The 14,720-nt window shown below is 71.1% G+C and carries 14 protein-coding genes; 13 read left to right on the forward strand and 1 reads right to left on the reverse strand.

Annotated features, from left to right (window positions below; genetic code table 11):
• The first annotated feature begins 10 nt into the window (after positions 1–10).
• The 3 genes from RFN52_RS25865 (at position 11) to RFN52_RS25875 (ending at position 2,901) form a co-directional block, all read left to right on the forward strand.
• A complete protein-coding gene (locus tag RFN52_RS25865) occupies positions 11–910 on the forward strand; it encodes an anti-sigma factor RsbA family regulatory protein (protein WP_184849449.1) in 900 nt (299 codons plus the stop codon).
• A 90-nt stretch (positions 911–1,000) separates the two neighbouring features.
• Positions 1,001–1,483 (forward strand): ATP-binding protein, encoded by a 483-nt coding sequence (locus tag RFN52_RS25870; RefSeq protein ID WP_229856427.1) that lies wholly within the window; start codon positions 1,001–1,003, stop codon positions 1,481–1,483.
• 101 nt (positions 1,484–1,584) lie between these two features.
• Positions 1,585–2,901 (forward strand): Nramp family divalent metal transporter, encoded by a 1,317-nt coding sequence (locus tag RFN52_RS25875; RefSeq protein WP_184849451.1) that lies wholly within the window; start codon positions 1,585–1,587, stop codon positions 2,899–2,901.
• A gap of 16 nt (positions 2,902–2,917) precedes the next feature.
• Here the strand turns inward: RFN52_RS25875 and RFN52_RS25880 are convergent, their stop codons facing one another.
• The gene (locus RFN52_RS25880; RefSeq protein ID WP_184849453.1) at positions 2,918–4,606 is read right to left on the reverse strand and encodes a chitinase; all 1,689 of its coding nucleotides are present in this window, start codon (positions 4,604–4,606) and stop codon (positions 2,918–2,920) included.
• Between the two features lie 428 nt (positions 4,607–5,034).
• On the opposite strand from RFN52_RS25880, the gene RFN52_RS25885 reads away from it, so the two are divergent.
• The 10 genes from RFN52_RS25885 to RFN52_RS25930 all read left to right on the forward strand — a co-directional run bounded on the left by RFN52_RS25885 (position 5,035) and on the right by RFN52_RS25930 (position 14,575).
• A complete protein-coding gene (locus RFN52_RS25885; RefSeq protein WP_184854039.1) occupies positions 5,035–5,868 on the forward strand; it encodes a hypothetical protein in 834 nt (277 codons plus the stop codon).
• A 70-nt stretch (positions 5,869–5,938) separates the two neighbouring features.
• Positions 5,939–6,646 (forward strand): Flp pilus assembly protein CpaB, encoded by a 708-nt coding sequence (gene cpaB / locus RFN52_RS25890; RefSeq protein ID WP_033311243.1) that lies wholly within the window; start codon positions 5,939–5,941, stop codon positions 6,644–6,646.
• A 9-nt stretch (positions 6,647–6,655) separates the two neighbouring features.
• Positions 6,656–7,888, forward strand: coding sequence for a CpaE/TadZ family protein (locus tag RFN52_RS25895; protein WP_184849455.1), 1,233 nt, complete (start codon positions 6,656–6,658; stop codon positions 7,886–7,888).
• Positions 7,885–8,280, forward strand: a complete 396-nt coding sequence (locus RFN52_RS25900) for a pilus assembly protein (RefSeq protein ID WP_184849457.1) — start codon at positions 7,885–7,887, stop codon at positions 8,278–8,280. Before RFN52_RS25895 ends, RFN52_RS25900 begins: the two co-directional genes overlap by 4 nt.
• Before the next feature lies 1 nt (position 8,281).
• Positions 8,282–8,638: a TadE/TadG family type IV pilus assembly protein gene (locus RFN52_RS25905; protein WP_184849459.1), complete on the forward strand. Its 357-nt coding sequence runs from the start codon at positions 8,282–8,284 to the stop codon at positions 8,636–8,638.
• Positions 8,639–8,663: 25 nt separating this feature from the next.
• The gene (locus tag RFN52_RS25910) at positions 8,664–10,001 is read left to right on the forward strand and encodes a TadA family conjugal transfer-associated ATPase (protein ID WP_184849461.1); all 1,338 of its coding nucleotides are present in this window, start codon (positions 8,664–8,666) and stop codon (positions 9,999–10,001) included.
• A 9-nt stretch (positions 10,002–10,010) separates the two neighbouring features.
• Positions 10,011–10,955 (forward strand): type II secretion system F family protein, encoded by a 945-nt coding sequence (locus RFN52_RS25915; RefSeq protein ID WP_184849463.1) that lies wholly within the window; start codon positions 10,011–10,013, stop codon positions 10,953–10,955.
• Between the two features lie 16 nt (positions 10,956–10,971).
• Positions 10,972–11,859, forward strand: a complete 888-nt coding sequence (locus RFN52_RS25920) for a DUF5936 domain-containing protein (RefSeq protein WP_184849465.1) — start codon at positions 10,972–10,974, stop codon at positions 11,857–11,859.
• A gap of 17 nt (positions 11,860–11,876) precedes the next feature.
• Positions 11,877–13,580, forward strand: a complete 1,704-nt coding sequence (locus RFN52_RS25925) for a sensor histidine kinase (RefSeq protein ID WP_311241056.1) — start codon at positions 11,877–11,879, stop codon at positions 13,578–13,580.
• Between the two features lie 26 nt (positions 13,581–13,606).
• Positions 13,607–14,575, forward strand: coding sequence for a response regulator transcription factor (locus RFN52_RS25930; protein ID WP_184849467.1), 969 nt, complete (start codon positions 13,607–13,609; stop codon positions 14,573–14,575).
• The last annotated feature ends 145 nt before the right edge of the window (positions 14,576–14,720 follow it).

Genomic DNA, 14,720 nt, shown 5'->3' on the forward strand with positions numbered 1-14,720 from the left:
AGGGGATCACATGACCACCGGACAACTCGGCTCGTTCGACCACCGCATGGCCGTCTTCGACTCCGACGACGGCTTCGTCGCCGCCGCCCTGCCCTTACTCGGCGAAGCCCTCGGCACCTTCGGCGAACCGCCGCCGGTGGCCATCGCCGCCCCGCGCAACCTGGACCTCCTGCGGGACGCCCTCGGCACCGACGCGAAGGACGTCACCTGCATCCCGCACACCGACTGGTACACCGGCTCCGCCGCCAACGCCGTGGCGCAGGCCGCCGCGTATCTGAACGCGCACGCCGGTCCCGGTGGCCGCATCCACCTCGTCATGGAGCCCGTCTGGAGCGGCCGGGCCGGCCGCTCGGCCCGCGAGACCACCGAGTGGATCCGCTACGAGGCCCTCGCCAACCTCCTCTTCGCCCCCCAGTCCACGACCGCCCTGTGCGCCTACGACACCCGCACCGCCGGGCCCGCCGTCATCGCCGCGGCCCGCCGCACCCACCCCGACACCGAGGTGTACGAGGACCCGCTGCGGCTCGTGGCCGAACTCGACGCCGTGCCCCTGCCGTTGCCTCCGGCCGCGGCGCGGCCCCTCGCGGAGCCGCAGGCCGCGGCCGTGCAGAGATGGGCGGTGGGCCGGGGACTGCCCGCAGCCGACGCCGAGCTGTTCGCCGCCGCCGTGGCGGAGACCGCGGCGGCCCTCGCACCCCTCGGCGATGCCGCCCTGCTGTGGGGCGAGGCCCCCGCCTGTGTCTGCGAACTGCGCTCGGCCCGGCGTCTCGACGACCCGCTCGCGGGGTTCGTCCCGCCGGCCGCCGGCCCCGAACCGGGCCCGGGGCTGTGGTACGCGCGTCAGGTCTGCGCGTACGTCGACATCCGCGACGACGCCGAAGGAGCCGCCGTCCGCCTCCAGTACGCGTAGCCCCCAGGGGCCTTCCACCTGCACAAGCAGGTAGGGGATCGGGTAGTCCTCCCCCTGCGCCGGACCGCCCCCGGGGATCACCCTGGACCCATGCTGCAACTCTCCGGGCGGCACCTCCCCGACCCCGACGCCCGCTACGGCCCGTTCCCGCAACCACCCCTGGGAGCAGGCTGTCTGCGGGTCGAGTACGCACCCCGGCCCTCCGCCGTCCGCGAGGCACGCGCGGAGGTCCGCAGGCAGCTGGAGGGATGGGGGATCGCCGAGCGCGGTGAGGTCGCGGACGTGGCCGAACTGCTCGTCGGGGAACTGGCCACCAACGCCCTCGTGCACGCCGGGAGCAGCTTCCGGCTCACGCTCTTCGCCGCGCACGGCGTACTGCGCTGCGAGGTCGCCGACGGCGAGCGCCGCGTGCCGCGGGTACTGGACGCGGGTGCCGGGGAGAGCGGCCGTGGAATGTTCCTGGTGGACGCGCTCGCCCAGCGCTGGGGCTGCCACCGGGACGGGCCGGGCAAGACCGTGTGGTTCGAGCTCGGCACGTGCGGGGCGGACGGCTGTGGTCGGCGACAGCCGTGACGCTCCGCAGGCCTGACCGGGCAGGGTGTCCTACGGGCATCGCGTGAAGATCCGGTCAGGCCCTCTTGTCCCGCGGGCGCCTTTGGGATTTCTTGACCTGCATGGCGGACACCACGGGAAACACCACGGACCATGAGGCTCCCCAGCCACCCCCGATGCGCAAGGCGAGTTGGAAGTACATCGGCCCGGGCATCGTCGTCGCGGCGACCGGTGTCGGCGCCGGTGACCTGGTCGCCACGCTGATCGCGGGCAGCAACTTCGGCTACACCCTCCTGTGGGCCGCGGTCATCGGCTGCCTGGTGAAGATCTCCCTGGCCGAGGCGGCGGGCCGCTGGCACCTGTCCACGGGCCGCACCCTGTTCGACGGCTGGGCCAGCCTCGGCCGCTGGACCACGTGGTTCTTCGCGGTCTACGTCGTCGTCTGGGGCTTCGTCTACGGCGCGGCGGCGATGTCGTCGAGCGCGCTGCCGTTGCAGGCGCTGTTCCCCGACGTGATGGACCTCAAGTGGTGGGGCATCGCCTGCGGTCTGGTCGGGCTGGTCTTCGTCTGGTTCAACAAGTACGCGGTGTTCGAGAAGGTCATGACGGTCCTGGTGGGCGTCATGTTCGTGGTGACGGTGTACCTGGCGATCCGGGTCACGCCGAACCTCCCCGACGCCTTCGCCGGGCTGCTGCCGGTCCTCCCGGACGAGAAGGACTCGATCCTCAACACGCTGGGCCTGATCGGCGGAGTGGGCGGCACGATCACGCTCGCCGCGTACGGCTACTGGGTCAACGCCAAGGGCTGGACCGACACCGGCTGGATGAAGGTCATGCGGCTGGACAACCGCGTCGCCTACGCCACGACCGGCATCTTCGTCATCGCCATGCTGTTCGTCGGCGCGGAGCTGCTGCACTCGGCGAACGTCGCGATCGCCAGCGGCGACAAGGGCCTGGTCCAGCTGGGTGACATCCTGGAGAAGGAGTACGGCTCGGCCACCGCCAAGTTCTTCCTGATCGGCTTCTTCGCCACGTCCTTCACCTCGCTGATCGGCGTCTGGCACGGCGTGAGCCTGATGTTCGCCGACTTCGTCGCCCGCCTGACGGGCACGGGCCAGTCCAAGGGCGAGGAGGTCGCCTCGGGGACGCGCGAGCGCTCCTGGCCGTTCCGCGCCTACCTGCTCTGGCTGACCTTCCCGCCGATGATCCTGCTCTTCGAGGGCCAGCCCTTCCGCCTGATCATCATCTACGGCGTGCTCGGCGCGGCCTTCCTGCCCTTCCTCGCCGGCACGCTGATCTGGCTCCTGAACTCCCCCCGCACACCCCGCGAGTGGCGCAACGGCCCGGTGAGCAACGTGATGCTCGCCGTCGCGGGGCTGCTGTTCCTGATCCTGTGCGTGAAGCAGGTCTGGGACCAGCCGTGGGGGGAGTTCTTCTAGGACGAGGGGACGCCGGCTACGGCAGCGCGTCCACGTGCGGTCCCACGGCGTTGGACCACGCGTTGCCGGAGGTGGCGTCCCAGTTGGTCGACCAGGTCATCGCGCCCCGCAGGGCCGGGTAGGTCCGCGGCGGCTTGAAACTGCCGCAGTTGGCCGCTCTGGTCAGGCAGTCCAGGGCGTTGTTGACCACGGTCGGCGCCACGTAGCCGCCGCCTGCCGCGCGGGTGGAGGCGGGCAGGCCGAGCCCGACCTGTGAGGGGGCGAGGCCGTTCTCCAGCTGGATGCAGGCCAGGGCCGTCAGGAAGTCGACCGTGCCCTGGCTGTAGACCTTGCCGTCGCAGCCGAGCATGGAACCGCTGTTGTAGTACTGCATGTTGACGACGGTGAGGATGTCCTTGATGTTCAGCGCGGTCCGGAAGTAGGAGTTCGACGTCGACTGCATGTCGATGGTCTGCGGCGCCATCGTGATGATCAGCGACGGGCCGGCCTTCGCGGACAGGGCGCGCAGCGCCTGCGTCATGTACGTCGCGTTCAGGCCGTTCTCCAGGTCGATGTCGACGCCGTCGAAGCCGTACTCCTGCATCACGGACCAGACGCTGTCGGCGAAGTTGGTCGCCGAGGCCGCGTCGTTCACGGTCACCGTGCCGCGCTCACCGCCGACCGAGATGACGACCTTCTTGCCGGCCGCCTGCTTGGCCTTCACGTCCGCCTTGAACTGGTCGGCGGTGTAGCCGTTCAGCCCGGCCGAGTCGAGGGTGAAGGACACCGCGCCCGGCGTGCCCGTGGCGTCCGCGAAGGCCACCGCGACGATGTCGTAGTGGGACGGCACGTCCGAGATCTTCTGCACCGCCGCGCCGTTGTTGAAGTTCTGCCAGTAGCCGGTCACCGCGTGCTTGGGGAGGGCGGGGCCGGGGCCGGACGGGTTGTTCGTGGTCCCCGTGACCGCCGCCGACTTCGGTGACTCACCGGCCGCGTTCGTGGCCGTGACCTGGAAGGAGTACGACGTGGAGGCGGAGAGGCCGGTCACCGTGGCCGAGGTGCCGGAGACCGCCGTGACCTTGGTGCCGTCGCGGTAGACGGTGTAGCCCGTGGCGCCGGAGACGGTGTTCCAGGCGAGCGAGACGGACGAGGACGTCGTGCCGGAGACGCGCAGTCCGCCCGGCGCGGCCGGGACCGTGGGGCCCGGGTCGGTGCCGCCGCCCCCGTCGGGGCCGAACACCGACACGTCGTCGGCGTAGTAGGCGGCCTGGCCGTACCAGCCATGCGTGTACACCGTCACCGAGGTCGTCGACGCGCCGGTCCGGAACGTCGTGGACAGCTGCTTCCAGGAGGTGGAGTCGGGCGTCCAGGTGGACACGTCCGTCGTGCCGGTGCCGGTCACGCCGAGGTAGGCGTACCCGCCCCGGACCCAGGCGCCCAGCGTGTACGTCGAGTCGGGCTTCACCCGTACGGTCTGGGCGCACCGGGCGTTGTCCTGCCCCGACGGGGTCGCCTGGAGCGCGGCCGTGCCGGTGCGCACCGGGGAGGAGACCGTCGTACCGCTGCCCGCCGAGCAGGTCCAGTCGCTCAGGCCCGACTCGAAGCCGGCGTTCCTGGCGTTGTTGACGTCGGCGGCGCTGGCCTGGCCGACGGTCGTGACAGTGAGGGCCAGGGCAGCCGTGACGGCACCCGACCAGAAACGCAGGGATCGTCTGTGTGGGGACATGACAAGAAAATGGTCCAGACCAAAGCGACTGTCAAGAGGTCCAGACCAACCTGTCGAGCAGCATGCCCGTGGACATCCAGAGCGCCGCACCCGCCGGGTCCAGTACGTCCGGCCGCAGCGCCGGCAGAGGCACTTGCGCCGCCGCCGGAGCCGCGCACGCCGCGGCCGGAAGCCGGGCCGGTCTCCCGGTGTCGCTCATGAGGCGGGCAAGATGCTCAGCCTGCCCCGTTTTGACGCATCTTGTGCAACGACAGTTGCTCCTCACCTACACAAACGCTGTTCTCCGGTCACAGAGCCGTGGTTACAGTGCTGAGGTAGTCACGCAGTGAAGTCGACACGGTGCGCCGGAGTGACACGCGGCGTTCCGACGGGCATGGGGAAACGGGGAGCTGCGCGTGCCAACTGCCATTGCCGTGACCAGCGCCGACATGGCGCTGCCACCACAGGACGAACGCACCCTGCCCGCCGTCGTGCTGCGGGACGTCGAACGACGGCCCCTGGAGCAGGTCCTGGCCGAGATGCAGGCCCTGGTCGAGCACCACGGCCATGTGATCGTGGTCTGCTCACAGGCCGCGCCCACCGCCGTGCAGCGACGGCTGTACACCCTGCGCTCCCTCATGGAGAGCGACCGGATCGCCCTGTTCCGGCCGGATCTGCCGCCCCTCGGACTGGCCGTCCTGGCCCGCCAGTTACGGCAGCTCGCCTCCTGCGACATCAGCCCCGGTGTGCTCGCCTCGGCCGGCCGGCTGCTCGTCCACTACATCCATGCCGGCGCGCTGCTGGGCTCCGTCGCCCGCCTCGACCGCGTCCCCGTCGGCCTGAAGTCGCACGCCAAGTCCTGGATGCCCGGCAGTCAGTTCGGCGTCCTGGCCCACCCCGAACCGCACCTCGTCCGGATCACCCCCGAAGCCGGGCTCCCCGGACCCGAGTTCGGCACCTGGATGCTGCTCGCCAAGGGCCAGCTCCCGTCCGACTGGGTCACCACCACCCTCGCCCCCTCCTGGAAGGTGCAGGGGCTGCGCGAGACCCAGCTGCCGGCCGAGTCGCCCGGCTGGTGGGGCACCGGCAAGCTCGTCGAGTTCTGCAGCTACCTGCCCGACCTGTCCGTCCTCTACCAGCTGGTCACCTCCGTCCGGCGCAGCCAGTGCCACTGGTGCGGCATCGACGTCATCGGCGACCGGTGCGTGTTCTGCTCGGCCACGCCACCCGTCCACGACAGCCCGCCCCGCAAGCAGCTGGAGAACCGGACGGCCGTCGGGTGAGGCCTGACACCGCTCGTCAGCACTGTTCCGATCCCGCCCGACCGATATCCCCAACGAGGTTGTACGGTTCATGAACTCCCGTCAGCGCCGCGGCGTGATTCTCCTGCTCCTGTCGGTCGTCTGCGCCCTCGGCGCCTTCGCCGGCGTGCTCTCCGTCATCAGCGACGTGAAGTCGAAGGTCGGCCCCGAGGTCACCGCCTACCGGCTGAAATCCGACGTGCCGCCCTACACCACCCTCAGCACGGGCCAGTTCGAGAAGATCAAGATGCCCGAACGGTGGCTGTCCGACAACGCGGTCACCGATCTGCGGGAGATCCAGGGCAAGATCGCCGTGACCACGCTGGAAGCGGGCTCCCTGCTCCAGTCGGACATGATCGTCCGCCAGCCGGCCCTCCAGCCCGGCCAGCAGGAGGTCGCCATCATGATCGACTCGGCGACCGGCGTGGCCGGCAAGATCACACCCGGCGCCGCGGTCAACGTCTACGCCACCTTCGAGGGCGCACGCGAGGGCGACCCCGACCAGTCGAAGATCATCGTCACCAACGCCAAGGTCCTCGACGTCGGCGAACTGACCGCGCTCAAGCCCGACGAGGGCAACCGCACCCAGCAGCCCACCGACGCCGTCCCGATCACGTTCGCACTGTCCGCCCTCGACGCCCAGCGCATCACCTACGCCGAGTCGTTCGCCAAGCGGGTCCGGCTCGCCCTCGTCGCGCCCGGCAGCGACACCACCGTCCCCGAGCGGGACCGGACGTACGAACTCGCGAAGGACAAGTGAGAGGCTGCCATGCCCACGAGGATCCTCCCGGCAGTCGGTGACGCGGACGCGGTCCGGTCCGTCACGACGCTGCTCAGCCAGCTCCCGGACGCCGAGCCCGTCGCCCCCGTGGTCGACTCCACCCAGCTCATCGACACCCTCGCGCGGCTGGCCGCCGAGTCGGTCGACGAGCTGCCGGAGGTCGTGATCGTCCACGAGCGGATCGGCCCCGTCCCCGCGCTGGAACTGATCCGCGAAGTGGCCCTGCGCTTTCCGGCCGTCGGCGTCATCCTCGTCACCTCCGACGCGAGCCCCGGCCTCTTCCAGGCCGCCATGGACTACGGCGCCCGCGGCCTGGTCGCCCTGCCGCTCAGCTACGAGGAACTCGCCAGCCGCGTCCAGGCGGTCGCCCAGTGGTCCGTCGGCGTACGACGGCACCTGGGCGCCGGCGGTGACGTGTTCACCGGCGTCGGCGGCACCGTCGTCACGGTCAGCGGCGCCAAGGGCGGCGTCGGCACCACCCTGACCGCCATCCAGCTCGCCCTGGCCGCCCAGGCCTCCGGCCGCAGCACCGCCCTCGTCGACATGGACCTCCAGACCGGCGACATCGCCTCCTACCTGGACGTCCAGTTCCGCCGCTCGGTCGTCGACCTGGCCGCCATCACCGACATCTCCCCGCGCGTCCTGGCCGACGCGGTCTTCCGGCACGACACCGGGCTCGCCCTGCTGCTCGCCCCCGCCGAAGGGGAACGCGGCGAGGACGTCACCGACCGCGCCGCCCGGCAGATCGTCAGCGCCCTGCGCTCCCGCTACGAGGTCGTCGTCATCGACTGCGGGGCCCAGCTCGGCGGAGCCGGGGCGGCGGCCGTGGAGATGGCCGACCGGGCCCTGCTGATCACCACGCCGGACGTGGTCGCCGTACGGGGCGCCAAACGGGCCGTGCGGATGTGGGACCGGCTGCAGATCCGCAAGGCCGAGGAGACGACCGTCGTCGTCAACCGGCACAGCCGCGCCACGGAGATCCAGCCGCCCCTGATCCAGAAGATCACCGGCACGGCCGTCGCGGCCACCGTCGTCCCCGCCAACTTCAAGGAACTGCAGAGCGTCGTGGACGCGGGCCGCATCCACGAACTGGAGAACAAGAGCTCGGTCAAGCAGGCCCTGTGGGGACTGGCGGGGGAGGTGGGCCTGGTCAAGGCGGCGGACGGCGGCCACAAGGCGGGCCGCGGGCCGGTGAGCTTCCGGCGCAGGAGGGAGTCATGAGCATGCGCTCCGCTCTCGCACCGCCGGCCTTACGGGACCGGGGCCAGGTCACCATCGAGTTCCTCGGCATGACCCCGACCATCATCGTGACGCTGATCGCGCTGTGGCAGGTCGTCCTCGTCGGCTACACCTTCACGCTCGCCGGCAACGCCGCGGACGAGGCGGTACGGCAGGCGACGGCGGCGGAGCCCGGGGCGCGGCAGGGCGCGTGCGAGGCAGCCGGGCTCAAGCATCTGTCGGACGCGTGGCGGTCCGGTGCCGAGGTGACCTGCGCGGGCTCCGGCTATGTGACGGCCGACGTCAAGCTGGAGGTGCCGATCCTCTTCCCGGGCACGCTGTCCTTCCCGTTCCCGGTCCGGGGCCACGCCGGCGCGGTCGAGGAGGCGGACTGAGATGAGCCGTGCCCGCAAGCACCGCGACCGCGGCCAGGTCGCCATCGAGTACATCGGCTTCCTGCCGATCCTGCTGCTCGTCGCCCTGGCGGCCGTACAGCTGGGCCTGATCGCCTACACGGCCCAGCAGGCCGGCACGGCGGCCAGGACGGGGGCGCGCAGTGCGTCACTGGAGGGGCCGTACGAGGCGGACTGCCGGGCGGCGGTGAGCAGTTGGCTGGCCGACGGGACGAGCTGCCCCGCCTCCTTCGGCGCGGACGAGGTGACCGTGACGGCCACCGTGCAGATCCCGTCCCTCGTGCCGGGCTGGGACTTCGACCCGGCCGTCAAGACCGCGACGATGCCGCTCGACCACTGAGCACCGAGCTAGGAGCACCGCACTCATGAGCCTGCGAGCACGCATCAACACCCCCGAGGAGAACGGCAACCGGGGCGAGGACGGCCACATGGTCGCCTCCTACCGGTCCAAGCTCCTGGAGGAGATCGACCTCGCGGAGATGAGTTCGCTGGCCGCCGCCGAGCGCAGGGCCCGGCTGGAACGCGTGCTCGGGCACATCATCAGCCGTGAGGGCCCGGTCCTTTCGACGGTGGAGCGCTCGCAGCTGATCCGCAGGGTGGTCGACGAGGCGCTCGGCCTCGGCATCCTGGAACCGCTCCTGGAGGACGCCTCCATCACCGAGATCATGGTCAACGGCCCGGACGCGATCTTCGTGGAGCGCGGCGGCCGGGTCGAGCAACTGCCGTTGCGCTTCGCCTCCAACGACCAGCTGATGCAGACCATCGAGCGGATCGTCTCGACGGTCAACCGCCGCGTGGACGAGTCGAACCCGATGGTCGACGCCCGCCTGCCCTCCGGCGAGCGCGTCAACGTCATCATCCCGCCGCTGTCCCTGACCGGCGCCACCCTCACCATCCGCCGCTTCCCGCGCTCCTTCACGCTCCAGGAGCTGATCGGCCTCGGCTCGCTCGACGAGCACATGCTGTACCTGCTGGCGGGCCTGGTGCAGGCGAAGTTCAACATCATCGTCTCGGGCGCGACCGGCACCGGGAAGACGACCCTGCTGAACGCCCTGTCGGGCCTCATCCCCCAGGGCGAACGCATCATCACCATCGAGGACTCCGCCGAACTCCAGCTCCAGCAGCCCCACGTGATCCGCCTGGAGTCGCGGCCCCCGAACGTCGAGGGCAAGGGCCAGGTCACGATCCGCGACCTCGTCCGCAACTCCCTGCGCATGCGCCCCGACCGGATCGTCGTCGGTGAGGTCCGCGGCGGCGAGTCCCTCGACATGCTCCAGGCGATGTCGACCGGCCACGACGGCTCCCTCGCCACCGTCCACGCCAACAGCGCCGAGGACGCGCTGATGCGGCTGCAGACCCTCGCGTCCATGTCGGACGTGGAGATCCCCTTCGTGGCGCTGCACGACCAGATCAACAGCGCGGTCGACGTCATCGTGCAGCTGACCAGGTTCGCCGACGGCGCCCGCCGCATCACCGAGATCGCCCTGATGGACAGCCACGGCAGCGACCCGTACCGGCTGGTCAGCGTCGCCCGCTTCAACGCACAGCCCATGACCTCCGACGGCCGTATCCACGGGGCCTTCGAGTACTACCCCCTCCCGCGCCGCACCGCCGACCGCCTCTACATGGCGAGCCAGCCCCTCCCGCAGGCATTCGGCATCGCCCGGTCCGCGGACCAGCTAGCCACCCGAGAAGCCAGGTAGGACCGACCGATGGAACTGCAACAGCTCATCACGCTCACCACCGGCATCACCCTGCTGACCTGCGTCCTCGCGGTCGTCGGCCTGCACTCCTACGCCATGGGCAAGGCACAGCGGCAGGCCCTGGTCGACCGCCTGTCCGCCACCGGCCAGATCCCGGCGGGAGGCCGGCGCCGCAACTTCCGCGGGATCGACCGCCGACTGCGGCGCACCAAGCTCGGCAAGAAGCTGGAACTGCGCCTGGCGGCGACGGGCCTGGACATCACGCCGGGGGAGTTCTTCGTCTACATGCTCGCCACGGTCGCGGGCCTGTGGCTCATCGGCCAGGCGGCCCTGGCCCCGTTCTTCGGGCCTCTGGCGGGGTTGCTGGGCATCGGGGTGGCGGTCCAGTTCCTCAACTGGCAGCGGCAGAAGCGCATTGAGAAGTTCATCAACCAGCTCCCCGAGATGGCCCGGATCCTGGCGAACGCCACCCAGGCCGGCCTCGCCCTGCGCACGGCCATCGGCATGGCCGCGGAGGAGATGGAGGCCCCGGCGGGCGAGGAACTCGGCAAGGTCTCCAACCAGTTGGCGGTCGGCGCCTCGATGGACGACGCGCTGGGCGAACTGGCCGACCGCCTCCCCTCCCGCGAACTGGTCGTCCTGGTCACCACTCTGGTGTTGTCGAACCGGGCGGGCGGCCAGGTGGTGAGCGCCCTGCGCAACCTCACGGAGACCCTGGAGGAACGCAAGGAGACCCGGCGCGAGGTCCGCACCCAGCTCTCCCAGGTCAGCATGACGTCCTACGCCGTGCCGGTCCTGGGCGTCGGCTCCCTGTTCCTCATGGACGGGGTCAAGGACGGCGCCCTGGACCGCATGACCGGCTCCCCCTTCGGCCAGGGGGCGGTCATCATCGCCTTCTCGCTCTACGCCGTCGGCTTCGTCCTCATCCGCCGCCTGTCCCGCATCGACGTCTGAGAGCCCGGAGGCAACCATGGGACTGCTCCTCGCCCTGCTGACGGGCCTCAGCGTCTGGGGCGTCTTCGCCGGCATCCGCATGTACCGGGCGGAGGCCAAACTGCCCGGCGACCTCGCCCTGGCCCTGGAGGTCGGCTCCACCCGCACCGGCGCGGTCGACTCGCTCATCGACCGCCTGGGCATGCGCTACGCGCCCGCGGTGCTGCGGCTCATGGGCCCGAAGCAGGTGGCCAAGTACCGCCGCAAGATCGACCTCGCGGGCAACCCCGGCGGCCTGACGATCGACCGGTACGCGGCGCGGCGCGCGGTCTACGGCGTCCTGGGAGCCGTCGGCTTCCTGGTCTTCCTCATGCGCGGCCAGCTGCTGGTCGCCCTGCTCCTGCTGGCCTTCGGCGCGTTCTGGACGGAGGTCGGCATCTGGTCGGCGATCCGCATCCGCAAGGACGTCATCGAACGGACCCTGCCGGACTTCCTGGACGTCCTGGCGGTCGTGGTGAGCGCCGGCCTCGGCTTCCGCCAGGCGCTGGACCGGGTCGCCTCCCGCTACGAGGGCCCCTGGGCAGACGAACTGCGCATCACCCTGCGCCAGATGGACCTCGGCATGAGCCGCCGCCAGGCCTTCGCGGAACTGCGCCGCCGCAACGACTCCGAGCAGGTGGCGATGTTCGTCACGGCGCTGCAGCAGGGCGAGGAACTGGGCGCGCCGATCGTCGACACGCTGGTGTCCCTCGCCAAGGACATGCGCCGCACCGACGCGCAGAACGCTCGCCGCAAGGCGGCCCGGGCGGTCCCCAAGGCCACGATGATGATCACGACCTTCATGGTCCCGGCCACCATGCTGCTGCTCGGCGCCGGCCTGATCCTCGGCTCGGGCACGGACTTCGGCTCGGTGACGGGCAAGTAGGGGAGGGGGGCGACGTCATGTCGATGACAGGGGAACGGAACGGGGAGCGGACCGGGCTGCTGGGGCGTCGCCGCCGCCGCGCCGAGCGGACACCGGAGATCACGACACCTCCCGCGGGGACGGTGCTGCCGGCGCACGTCCGCACGGGCGCGCCGGACGTACCGGTGACGTCCGTGACGCCCGCGCTGCCTCCGGGGTGGGAGGCGGCCGGAGCCACGGTCGGCGGTGAGCCGACGCTGCGGATCAAGGGGGGCGGGCGGCGGAAGGCGGCGCCTCCGGGGGCGACGGTGGATTCCCCTGCGCAGGGTCCGATGCCGGTGGCCGCGGGCGGCGGATCTGCGGGGGAGGTGACGCGCGGTCCGGAACGAGAAGCGAACGGTCAGTCGGCCGCCGATGGTGCTGCACCCCCACCGGGGTCACCCGAACGCGCCGTCGGTGCGGCCGGACACCCGATCCCGGCAGATGGCGGGGACACCACCCGTTCCTCCGGCCCCGCGATCGACATCCAGGTCAACGCCCTCCAGGCCATGTGCCGACAAGTGTTCGGCTTCCGCCTTGCGATGATCGCCCTGGCCACCCCCACCGCCCTCGTCAACGCCAACGACGGCATGCCCACCCGCCTCGTCTGCGCGGCCGTGGTCGTCACGTTCATGACCTCCTACGTCCTCTTCAGGGACTGGGAACGCTTCGGCCCACTCCTCCTGCGCCACCCCTCCCTCCTCGCCGCGGACACCCTCTTCGGCGCCCTGCTCCTCATCGCGGCGGGCCCCGACAGCACCCTCGCCTACGTCAGCGTCTGCACCCCCCTCCTGGCGGGCCTGGTCTACGGCTGGCGCGGGGCGGCTGTCTTCGCCTCACTCCAAGCGCTCCTGCTGCTCCTCATCCACGCGGCGCAGGAGGACCCGGCCCCCGGCATCGCCGAGTCAGCCCTCCTGCCCGGCCTCTGCGTCATCGCCGGAGCCGTCGGCTCCAGCCTGCGCAACCTCATGCTCCGCTTCGGCGCGGCCACCCAGGCCCTCACCACCGTCCAGGCCCGTCTCGCCGTGACGGAGGCGGTCAGCGCCGAACGCGCCCGACTGGCCCGCGAGATGCACGACTCCGTCGCCAAGACCCTGCACGGCGTGGCCCTGGCCGCGGACGGCCTGACCACTTCGGCGAACGCCGACCGCATGGACCCGGCCCTGGTGCGACAGCAGGCGGCACTGGTCGCCCGTTCGGCCCGCCGGGCCGCCGCCGAATCCCGCGAGCTCCTGGCCGACCTGCGGCGCGAATCGGACCCGTCCCAAGCCACGGACGTTCTCGTCGAACTCGCTGCCCGGACCCGCGACTTCAGCGCCCGCACCGGCCTGACGGCGGTCTACCGCCCCACCGGCGCCCACGCCGTTCCCCCCGTCCCACCGGCCGTGGCCCGCCAACTCCTCACGATCGCCTCGGAAGCCATGGAGAACGCCCACCGCCACGCCCACCCCACCCGCGTCGACGTCAGTGCGGGGGTCCACGGCGACCTGCTCCGCATCAGCGTCTACGACGACGGCCGCGGTCTGCCTCCCGGCACCAGCCTCGAACAACTGCGCCGCGCGGGCCACTTCGGCCTGGTGGGCATGGTCGAACGCGCGGCCTCCGTCGGCGCCCGCATCCGCATAGGCCGCGGCGGTCACTCCCAGGGCACGGAGGTTCGCCTGGAACTCCCCCTGGCCGCCCTGACCACCCCCACCGCATGACCCCACGACCCGAGAGGAGGCCCCCGATGCCGGACCAGACGCCCCACCCCACCGGCGCCCCGCAGCCGCCCCCGCACCATCCGTTCGCCAACCTTCCGCTCCCGCCGCCGGCCCAGCCGGCCCACCGCCTCCGGGTCGTGGTGGCGGACGACAACCCCGTGGTCCGCGCCGGGCTCACCGCCCTGCTCTCCGGCCGCCCGGACATCGAGGTCGTGGCGGAGGCCGCCGACGGCCGCCAGGCCTACGAGGCCGCCCACCAGCACCGCCCGGACGTCGTCCTGCTCGACGTCCGCATGCCGGGCGTCGACGGCATCTCGGCGCTGCCGTACCTGGTGCAGATCGCTCCCGTGGTGATGCTGACGTACAGCAGGGAGTCGGAGATCGTCCAGGAGGCCCTCCGGCGAGGGGCCGGCGGCTACTTGGTCCACGGTGAGTTCACGGCCGACCAGCTGGTCGATGCCGTACGGGACATCAAGGAGGGCCGGGCCCACTTCACCCCCACGGCGGCGGGCGCCCTGCTGGCCCAACTCCGCCGGGACCGGGCACCGGCTCCGCCCCTTCCGGAGGGTCTGGGTCAGTCGCCGAGTGCGACTGCATACGGAATCTCTACTTCCGGGCAATCGTATATGCACACTCAAACAGCCGGTCCACCAGCACATTTGAGGCTCCCCGAGGGTGTGGCCCCACCCGCTTCTTCAGAAAACCTTTCGCAAGTGCAACCGCATGTGGGACAGTCTTCGTCTGAGTGGACGAGTGGCCGTCCGGCCGCTCCCGACAGGGCACGGTTCCAACTGAGCACGAGGGAGGCGGAGATCATGGACCTCATCGCATCCGGCATGAACAACCAGCAGATCGCCGCCACGTGCTTCATCAGCGAGAAGACCGTCAAGAACCACATCAACCGCATCTTCGCCAAGCTCCACAGCACCAGTCGTTCCGAGGCCGCCGCGAAGTGGATCGGCACGGCACCGGACTCACACCGGGGACGGGGGTGACCTCCGGTGACGCGATGGGGGGACAACCGACGGCTGGGCCCCGGCGATTGGGCCCGGAATTGGGCCCAGGGGCCCTCTGACGGACAGGGCGTTCCGCCGTACGTTCCTCGTGTCGAAAGCGACACAGCCGCAATCGGAGGGGAAC

Source organism: Streptomyces collinus, from assembly GCF_031348265.1.
Lineage (GTDB): Bacteria > Actinomycetota > Actinomycetes > Streptomycetales > Streptomycetaceae > Streptomyces > Streptomyces collinus.

Bases quoted from the DNA above. Each gene is read 5' to 3' on its own strand.
- RFN52_RS25925 (WP_311241056.1), top strand. From the start codon at position 11,877: ATGTCGATGACAGGGGAACGGAACGGGGAGCGGACCGGGCTGCTGGGG.
- RFN52_RS25905 (WP_184849459.1), top strand. From the start codon at position 8,282: ATGAGCCGTGCCCGCAAGCACCGCGACCGCGGCCAGGTCGCCATCGAG.
- RFN52_RS25895 (WP_184849455.1), top strand. From the start codon at position 6,656: ATGCCCACGAGGATCCTCCCGGCAGTCGGTGACGCGGACGCGGTCCGG.
- RFN52_RS25870 (WP_229856427.1), top strand. From the start codon at position 1,001: ATGCTGCAACTCTCCGGGCGGCACCTCCCCGACCCCGACGCCCGCTAC.
- RFN52_RS25880 (WP_184849453.1), bottom strand. From the start codon at position 4,606: ATGTCCCCACACAGACGATCCCTGCGTTTCTGGTCGGGTGCCGTCACG.
- RFN52_RS25900 (WP_184849457.1), top strand. From the start codon at position 7,885: ATGAGCATGCGCTCCGCTCTCGCACCGCCGGCCTTACGGGACCGGGGC.
- RFN52_RS25930 (WP_184849467.1), top strand. From the start codon at position 13,607: ATGCCGGACCAGACGCCCCACCCCACCGGCGCCCCGCAGCCGCCCCCG.
- RFN52_RS25915 (WP_184849463.1), top strand. From the start codon at position 10,011: ATGGAACTGCAACAGCTCATCACGCTCACCACCGGCATCACCCTGCTG.
- cpaB (WP_033311243.1), top strand. From the start codon at position 5,939: ATGAACTCCCGTCAGCGCCGCGGCGTGATTCTCCTGCTCCTGTCGGTC.
- RFN52_RS25920 (WP_184849465.1), top strand. From the start codon at position 10,972: ATGGGACTGCTCCTCGCCCTGCTGACGGGCCTCAGCGTCTGGGGCGTC.
- RFN52_RS25865 (WP_184849449.1), top strand. From the start codon at position 11: ATGACCACCGGACAACTCGGCTCGTTCGACCACCGCATGGCCGTCTTC.
- RFN52_RS25910 (WP_184849461.1), top strand. From the start codon at position 8,664: ATGAGCCTGCGAGCACGCATCAACACCCCCGAGGAGAACGGCAACCGG.
- RFN52_RS25885 (WP_184854039.1), top strand. From the start codon at position 5,035: ATGGCGCTGCCACCACAGGACGAACGCACCCTGCCCGCCGTCGTGCTG.
- RFN52_RS25875 (WP_184849451.1), top strand. From the start codon at position 1,585: ATGGCGGACACCACGGGAAACACCACGGACCATGAGGCTCCCCAGCCA.